General features: G+C 44.8%; 7 protein-coding genes. 3 read left to right on the forward strand and 4 right to left on the reverse strand.

Annotated features, from left to right (window positions below):
- The 4 genes from dprA to DDR33_RS15080 all read right to left on the reverse strand — a co-directional run.
- Positions 1-1088, reverse strand: a 1088-nt coding sequence (gene dprA / locus DDR33_RS15065; protein ID WP_109416757.1) for a DNA-processing protein DprA, incomplete at its 3' end; no start/stop codon positions are given.
- Positions 1089-1096: 8 nt separating this feature from the next.
- The gene (gene rsmG / locus DDR33_RS15070) at positions 1097-1729 is read right to left on the reverse strand and encodes a 16S rRNA (guanine(527)-N(7))-methyltransferase RsmG (RefSeq protein ID WP_109416637.1); all 633 of its coding nucleotides are present in this window, start codon (positions 1727-1729) and stop codon (positions 1097-1099) included.
- On the reverse strand, positions 1719-2333 hold the full coding sequence (locus DDR33_RS15075) for an RNA polymerase sigma factor (protein WP_109416638.1): 615 nt from the start codon (positions 2331-2333) through the stop codon (positions 1719-1721). The genes rsmG and DDR33_RS15075 overlap by 11 nt, the downstream gene beginning before the upstream one ends.
- Positions 2324-3448, reverse strand: coding sequence for a glycosyltransferase (locus DDR33_RS15080; RefSeq protein WP_317047451.1), 1125 nt, complete (start codon positions 3446-3448; stop codon positions 2324-2326). The genes DDR33_RS15075 and DDR33_RS15080 overlap by 10 nt, the downstream gene beginning before the upstream one ends.
- Positions 3449-3575: 127 nt before the next feature.
- Between DDR33_RS15080 and tgt the strand changes: the two genes are divergently transcribed.
- The 3 genes from tgt to DDR33_RS15095 are packed head-to-tail and all read left to right on the forward strand — an operon-like array spanning position 3576 to position 6719.
- Positions 3576-4706 (forward strand): tRNA guanosine(34) transglycosylase Tgt, encoded by a 1131-nt coding sequence (gene tgt, locus DDR33_RS15085; protein ID WP_109416639.1) that lies wholly within the window; start codon positions 3576-3578, stop codon positions 4704-4706.
- Between the two features lie 5 nt (positions 4707-4711).
- Complete coding sequence (locus DDR33_RS15090; protein ID WP_202913752.1) at positions 4712-5803, forward strand: LptF/LptG family permease; 1092 nt, start codon at positions 4712-4714, stop codon at positions 5801-5803.
- Between the two features lie 4 nt (positions 5804-5807).
- Entirely contained in the window at positions 5808-6719 is a 912-nt protein-coding gene (locus DDR33_RS15095) for a DMT family transporter (protein ID WP_109416640.1), read from the forward strand.
- The last annotated feature ends 700 nt before the right edge of the window (positions 6720-7419 follow it).

Raw genomic sequence — 7419 nt, forward strand, 5'->3', positions numbered from 1 at the left:
TTAAGCCTGTACACCTTGCCCGGCAGGGCAACGATAAGCCCCTGCATCTCCAGGGATAACAAGGTCATAGAAAGCTTACTGGCAGAGAACCGGGTCTCAGCAAGAAGTTTATCCGCCGGCACACGTTCTTTAACTGCAAGAATGTCCGTAATTTTCTTTTCGTCTTCCGTAAGGTTTACGGGCAGACTTAGCTGTGATTTCCGCGACACATCCTTTACCTCCCATCCCATCAGGTATTCAATATCACGGATTCCCGTTACCAGATGAGCACGGTTACTTTTTATCAGATAATTACACCCCGAGGAGTACTGATCATTCACTCTTCCCGGAAAAGCAAAGACATCGCGGTCATACGAATTTGCCAGTTCTGCAGTGATAAGTGCACCACCGTTTACGGCAGCCTCTACAATGATCGTTGCATCAGCCAGTCCCGCAACAATCCGGTTTCGTTTAGGAAAATTCTCCCTGTCGGGATTTGTACCCGAGGGGAACTCCGTCAGCAGTCCTCCTTGCGGCAGCATTTTCTCTGCAAGAGACCGGTGCTGAGCGGGGTAAATACGATCAAGTCCATGTCCTACCACTCCTACAGTAGGAACCTCCTGCTTCAGGCAGGCTTTGTGTGCAATTCCGTCAATGCCGTGAGCAAGGCCGCTAATCACTAAAACATCATGCTGCTTCAGGTTTTCCACCAGTTGCTGCGTCAGTTCTTTTCCGTAAGGAGTAGCGTTGCGCGTGCCGACAATACTAATAATGCGACTACTGTTAAGGTCAGCTGCACCTTTATAATACAGCAAAACAGGAGCGTCATAACAGTTCCTCAGTCGGAAAGGATAGTCTTCAGCAGTAAAAAACAAGGTCCTGATCTTATACTTCTCCACGAAAGCAAGCTCTTTTTCAGCTTTCAGCAGGAACTCTTTTGCCAGGATACTTCGGGCAGTCTTCGGCCCTATACCCGGAATAGTTGTTAAGGAAGCCGATGTAGCTTTGAAAACAGAATCAGCATCTCCGAATTTCTCCAGAAGATTCCTCGCGGTAACCGAACCCACCCCGGGAACCAGGGTCAGTGCTATCTCATATAAGGAAGGCATACAGCATGTTATTGAGCTGGGAAATATACAACGAATTTGGTTTCAAAAAAATCCTCTTCGAAATATTCTGTTAAAGGGTAAAGGACGGTCTGCTTTAATCCCGTCTCTTCTATCTCCTCCTGCAAATCCCCGCCCTTGAGATACAGGACCCCGTTGGGCAGCAAATTCCCCGACTTTTTCTCAAACTTGCCCTTTATCCAGGGGTAAAAGTCTTTCAGCCTGGTAACCGCCCGCGAAACAACGAAATGAAACTTTTCATCCACCTGCTCTGCACGGGAATGACTGGCTTTGATATTCTTCAGCCCGATTGCATTCGCCACTTCGTTTACCACTTTAATCTTCTTACCAATAGAATCAACCAGGTGAAAGCTGGTTTCAGGGAACAATATGGCAAGCGGGATCCCCGGAAAACCACCGCCGGTACCAACGTCGAGCACCTTCTCTCCAGGCAAAAAGCTCATCACTTTCGCTATCCCCAGCGAATGGAGGATATGCCTGAGATATAAGCTTTCGATGTCTTTCCGCGAGATCACATTGATCTGGGCATTCCAGAATGTATACAGTTCCTCAAGTCTGTCAAATTGTTCTTTTTGCTGCGGACTTAGTCCGGGGAAATAATGGTAAATAATGTCAGAAGTCACTTATGGAATTTTTTTTCCTGCGGTTCAAAATATTAGCCATCAGGTCTCTCGCCCTGAATAACTGGGCTTTGACAGTACCCAGAGGCAGATCGAGCTGTACCGCGATCTCCTCATAGGATAATTCGTCAAAATACCTGAGTGTGATCAATGTCCGGTACCGCAACGGAAGTTTATCAACAATCAGTTTTATCGTCTCTTTCTGTTGTTTCTTTATGGAAGTTTCTTCAGGATTCAGGCTGTCGGCCTTAATATCGAGTTGCCTTTCCTCCCCCTCGTCATCGGTAAGGGAATGAATGGAAACCATGTTGATCCTCTTCTTCCTGATAAAATCAATACAATTGTTGGTGGCAATACGAAATAACCACGTGCTGAATGCAAAATCAGGCTTGTACTTTTCTATATTTTCAAACGCCTTCCCAAAGGTTTCAATGGTGAGATCCATTGCATCGTCTTTGTTGTTTACCATTTTCAGCGACATAAAATATATAGAATCTTTATAACGCTGCATCAGATCAGCGTAAGCCCTCTGGTCACCGTCTCTGGCTCTCAGAACCAGATTAAAGTCATTTACTGCATTCTCTGAAAAACTTGGATTTACTTCCATTTAATTTTTTTCTTAAATAAAGACACAATGCTTAACACGATAGTAAAAAAATTATAGGACAAATCCAATGCCGGAAACCACCACATTAAATCTTTACAGCTCAACTTCTTCATTACGGGATAATATACGATCGTTTGAATCAGCAAACGAAGAAGGTAGATTCCCAGTAACAGCCACCACTGAGCCTTCAGTATGATCAGTACGATAAGCAATAAATAAAACAGGATACCTGCTCCCCCCTGGATGGTCAGGAGCCATTTATCAGAGCTTTTATACGCCTTTCCCGCCCCCATATGCCTGATCTTCTGCTTCCAGTATGACGCGAACGTAGTTTTAGGTTCCGACCACACCTGGCTGCCGGCATTTATTTCAATAGACGTATTATCTTCCGTGGCATTCTGATTAACAAACAGATCATCATCCCCCGAAGGTATATGTATATGTGAGGCAAAACCCTTATTCCTGAAAAAAAGCGATTTCCGGTACGACATGTTCCTGCCAACTCCCATATAGGGACGGCCGCAGAGGGCGAACGATAAATAGTTGACAGCCGTATAGAAGGTCTCCAGGCGGATCAAAGCATTCAGGAAGCCGCCCTTTTTTATATACGGAGAATATCCGAGCACAATTTCTGTCTGCCCCGAAAAGTGCTGCTGCATCAGCCTGATCCAGTCTCGTGAAGCAGGAAAACAGTCGGCATCTGTAAACAGTAAATATTCATGTGAGGCAGCTTTAATCCCCAGCGTGACCGCAAATTTCTTCCCGTGTTTAAATCGCGCATGCTCATTAATTGTCACTACCTTCAGGTTTGGGTAGCTTGCAGAATACCTGCGAAGCAGCATATCGGTATCGTCAGAAGAGCAGTCATTCACCACCACCACTTCAAATTCGCTGTAGTCCTGGTCTAAAACAAGTGGCAGGTTCTTTTCCAGGTTCTTCTCCTCATTTCTGGCGCATATAATAACGGAAACAGGGTGGGCAACAGGAACGTCGCCTGCAGGGGTTTCTTTATAAGACCGGAGCCTTGCATGCCTGAAAATGATAAAATATACATGGATCAGAAAGGCGACCTGAAAAAGGATTAAAACAGCAAAATATAAATAGTCTGACAGCAAAATAAACCAAGATTAAACAGCCAAAGTTAAGCATTAACAGGAAAGGAAAAAGCCAAAAGAGCATAGATAAAAACCTTCCCGCAGATAGCTGATTGCTAAGCGCTAATTACTACCTTTGCCTGTTAAAATGAAGTTCAGATTAGAAGTAACAGATAAACTGTCGAAGGCGAGGGCTGGTGAAATAGAAACCGACCATGGGACTATCAAAACGCCCATATTTATGCCGGTCGGCACCGCCGGATCGGTCAAAGCCGTCCATCAGCGGGAACTGCGTGAGGATATAAATGCACAGATCATTTTAGGCAATACATACCACCTTTACCTGCGCCCGGGGCTTAATACGCTCGAACAGGCGGGAGGTCTGCATAAGTTTAACGGATGGGACCGACCGATCCTGACAGACAGCGGTGGCTACCAGGTTTATTCGCTCACTGAGGTGAGAAAGATCAAAGAAGAAGGTGTAACGTTCAGGTCCCACATTGACGGGTCTAAACACTTATTTACCCCCGAGGCAGCTATCGATATCCAGAGAACAATAGGTGCCGACATTATGATGGCTTTCGACGAATGCACTCCTTACCCATGTGAGTATAACTATGCACGGAAGTCCATGGAGATGACCCATCGCTGGCTGAAACGCTGCTGCGAACGCTTTGATACGACAGAAGCTAAATACGGATATTCTCAGACACTCTTTCCTATCGTTCAGGGTTCTGTATATAAAGACCTGAGAATGAAATCGGCCGAAGTGATCGCTTCTTTCGGCAGGGAAGGAAATGCAATCGGAGGACTCTCTGTCGGAGAGCCGGCTGAAGAGATGTACGCTATGACTGAACTGGTATGCAACATCCTGCCGCACGACCGCCCAAGATATCTCATGGGCGTGGGTACTCCGGTAAATATCCTCGAAAATATCGCCCTCGGGGTAGACATGTTCGACTGCGTAATGCCCACCAGGAACGCCCGTAACGGGATGCTTTTTACCAGGAACGGGATCATCAATATCCGGAATGAAAAATGGAAGAATGACTTCTCTCCCATCGATCCGGAAAGCGATCTTTTTTCCGACCTGCAGTATTCAAAAGCCTACTTAAGACACCTGGTGACAGCAAAAGAGATCCTGGGAGCCCAGATCGCGAGCATACACAACCTCCACTTCTACCTCTGGCTGGTAACCCAGGCAAGGGAAAAGATCATTTCCGGTGAATTCTATGAGTGGAAAAATAAAATGATAAAACAGCTTTCCCAACGTTTATAATAAAGATGCTGAACAGATATATCAAAATTATAGACTGGTACATTATAAAAAAGTACCTAGGTACTTTTTTATTTACCTGCGCCATATTTACCGTTGTGATTGTAATTTTCGATGTTTCCGAAAAGCTTGATGACTTTCTGAAGCGTTCGGCTCCCCTTTCGAAGATTATTTTTCAGTACTATGCAGGCTTTATTCCATTCTATCTCAACTTTCTTTCTCCACTGATGAACTTCATTGCGGTCATTTTCTTCACCGCAAAAATGGCCGATCAAACTGAAATTGTGCCGATCCTAAGCGGAGGAGTTAGCTTTAAGCGTTTTTTATGGCCCTATTTCATTGCCTCTTTCCTCATATTCTTCGTTACCCTCATCGGCAATATTTACATTATTCCTTTTACCAACAAACTGATGATAGACTTCGAGAATGTCTATATCAGCCCGAAGTCTGACAATTCAAAGTCGCAGACTCACATGCAGATAGATAAAAACACCTATGTATACATCCGGAACTTCGATAATATTCAGAAGGTCGGATACACGTTTATACTGGAAAAATTCAACGGAGACCAGCTGGTAGAGAAACTGATGGCCGACCGCATCGTGTGGGATTCCATCAAAAGAAAATGGAACATTGAGAATTACACGATCAGAGAAGTGAACGGACTGAAGGAAAATATGACGAAAGGCACCAGGAAAGACACGACCCTGGATATGAAGCCCGTAGACTTCCAGGTGTACGACAATATCTATTCGGCGATGAGCACCCGCGAGCTGGGTATCCGCATCGAAAAAGAAAAAATAAGGGGAACGGGGGTGATGCAGCTGCTCGAACTCGAGAAGTACAAGCGCTTTACATACCCCCTTTCGGCATTCGTTTTAACGCTGATGGGAGTCTCCCTGTCCTCCAGAAAGGTGCGCGGCGGTGTCGGACTACCCCTGGGTATCGGCATCTTCCTGAGCTTTGCTTATATTGTATCCATACAGTTTTCAACTATGTTCTCGCTTAAGGGAGGATTACCTCCTATCATAGCTGTTTTTATTCCAAATATCCTGTTCGGCGCGCTCGGTGTTTATTTAATGATTAAAGCGCCAAAATAAAATAATGTCTAAATATATTTCTTCAAACCGCAATTTGCTGGTAATGCATGGGACGGTAGTGATCTGGGGATTTACCGGCATCTTAGGTAACCTGATCACTGTGTCCTCCGTCCATCTCGTTTGGTACCGGGTACTGATCGCTTTTCTTACACTGTTCATCTATTTTAAAGCAACCAAAACACCTCTGAAAGCTGATCGTAATACGGTCATAAAGTTCTTTCTGACGGGTGCAATCGTAGGAGCCCACTGGATCTTTTTCTTCCAGTCAATTAAGTCATCCACGGTTTCCGTAGCCCTGGTATGCCTTTCCTCGGTTACTCTTTTTACTGCTATTCTCGAACCCCTGATCAACCGGAAAAAGGTCTCAAAACTCGAGATCTTTATTGGGCTTACCATCATCACAGGGATCTTCATGATCTTTAAATTCGAGTCCCGTTATACCCTTGGAATCAGCTTCGGATTGTTATGTGCTTTCTGCGCCAGCCTCTTCTCCATCATCAATTCGAGGCAGGTAAAAAAGCACCCCCCGCAGCTGATAAGTTTCTATGAAATGACCGGGGCATGGTTCTGGATTTCGCTCTTTCTGCTGCTCTCCGGAGGCTTCAATTCATCTATGAAACTGCACATTTCAGACACCATTTATCTCGTCATTTTAGGCACCGTCTGCACCTCCGTTGCTTACGTTGCAGGCGTCTCTGTGATGAAAGAATTATCCGCATTCCGGGTGGCGCTGATCACCAATCTCGAGCCCGTCTACGGCATCGTCCTGGCCTTCCTTTTCTTCGGAAAAAGAGAGCATATGACGGCGGGCTTTTATGCCGGAACACTGATCATACTGGGCTCAATTTTTCTCTATTCGTACCTCAGGAACAGGGTGATAAAAGGAAAGGTAAGCCGCCATGCACTGGCAGGGTAGGGGAGCTAAATATACAACACTAAGCTTACCGATAGTAAAGCACAAAAGCGACATCATGTGATGTCGCTTTTGTGCTTTACAGCCCCCGAAAAAACGAGTCAATTACAAGCTGGGACACCTCTTCGCCGGTCTTTCCTCCCCCGTCATCAGACAGCGAAAAACTCTTCCTAAAGCAACTAATTCAACCACACAATGACAGATCGTCATTAAGCAAAACATTCCTTCTTCCTTCTCCTCTCATCCATCCGCCTGTTGAAAGCTCTCCTCAGCATCGCCCGAAGAGCGGCTCTTGAAGCATCTTCTTCAGTACCTGAAAGGGCGGACCATGACAAACGCCATGGTTCCGGATGCAACATAAATCACCTCCCCGGCAGCTGTCTGCAAAACCTACCTAAAGAAAAATGAAAAAAAAGAAAAGCGCTTCCGTAAGACCGGCTCTGAAAAGTTTGCACAACGCCAATGTTATGCGATGAGTTTCTCCGAAAACTAAATATGCGACCCTTTACCGTTTTTATCCCCAAAAAATGGTAATTTAACAGGAATAAAACTAATATGTGAACAGATTAAAAACAATATATCAGTTTTTAAATCAAAAAATTAAAAGGTTTAATAAAAGTAAAATATCAGGTAAAAAAAACAAGAATTCCGAAATTTGACTAATATTTTTAGCACACCCCTTAAATGAACATAAAAAATCATC

The sequence above is a fragment of the Pararcticibacter amylolyticus genome, from assembly GCF_003130405.1.
GTDB classification, from domain to species: Bacteria; Bacteroidota; Bacteroidia; order Sphingobacteriales; family Sphingobacteriaceae; genus Arcticibacter; species Arcticibacter amylolyticus.

What these genes read in the sequence shown, in the direction of transcription:
- tgt (WP_109416639.1), top strand. Translation starts at nt 3,576, where the DNA reads ATGAAGTTCAGATTAGAAGTAACAGATAAACTGTCGAAGGCGAGGGCT.
- DDR33_RS15075 (WP_109416638.1), bottom strand. Translation starts at nt 2,333, where the DNA reads ATGGAAGTAAATCCAAGTTTTTCAGAGAATGCAGTAAATGACTTTAAT.
- DDR33_RS15095 (WP_109416640.1), top strand. Translation starts at nt 5,808, where the DNA reads ATGTCTAAATATATTTCTTCAAACCGCAATTTGCTGGTAATGCATGGG.
- DDR33_RS15090 (WP_202913752.1), top strand. Translation starts at nt 4,712, where the DNA reads ATGCTGAACAGATATATCAAAATTATAGACTGGTACATTATAAAAAAG.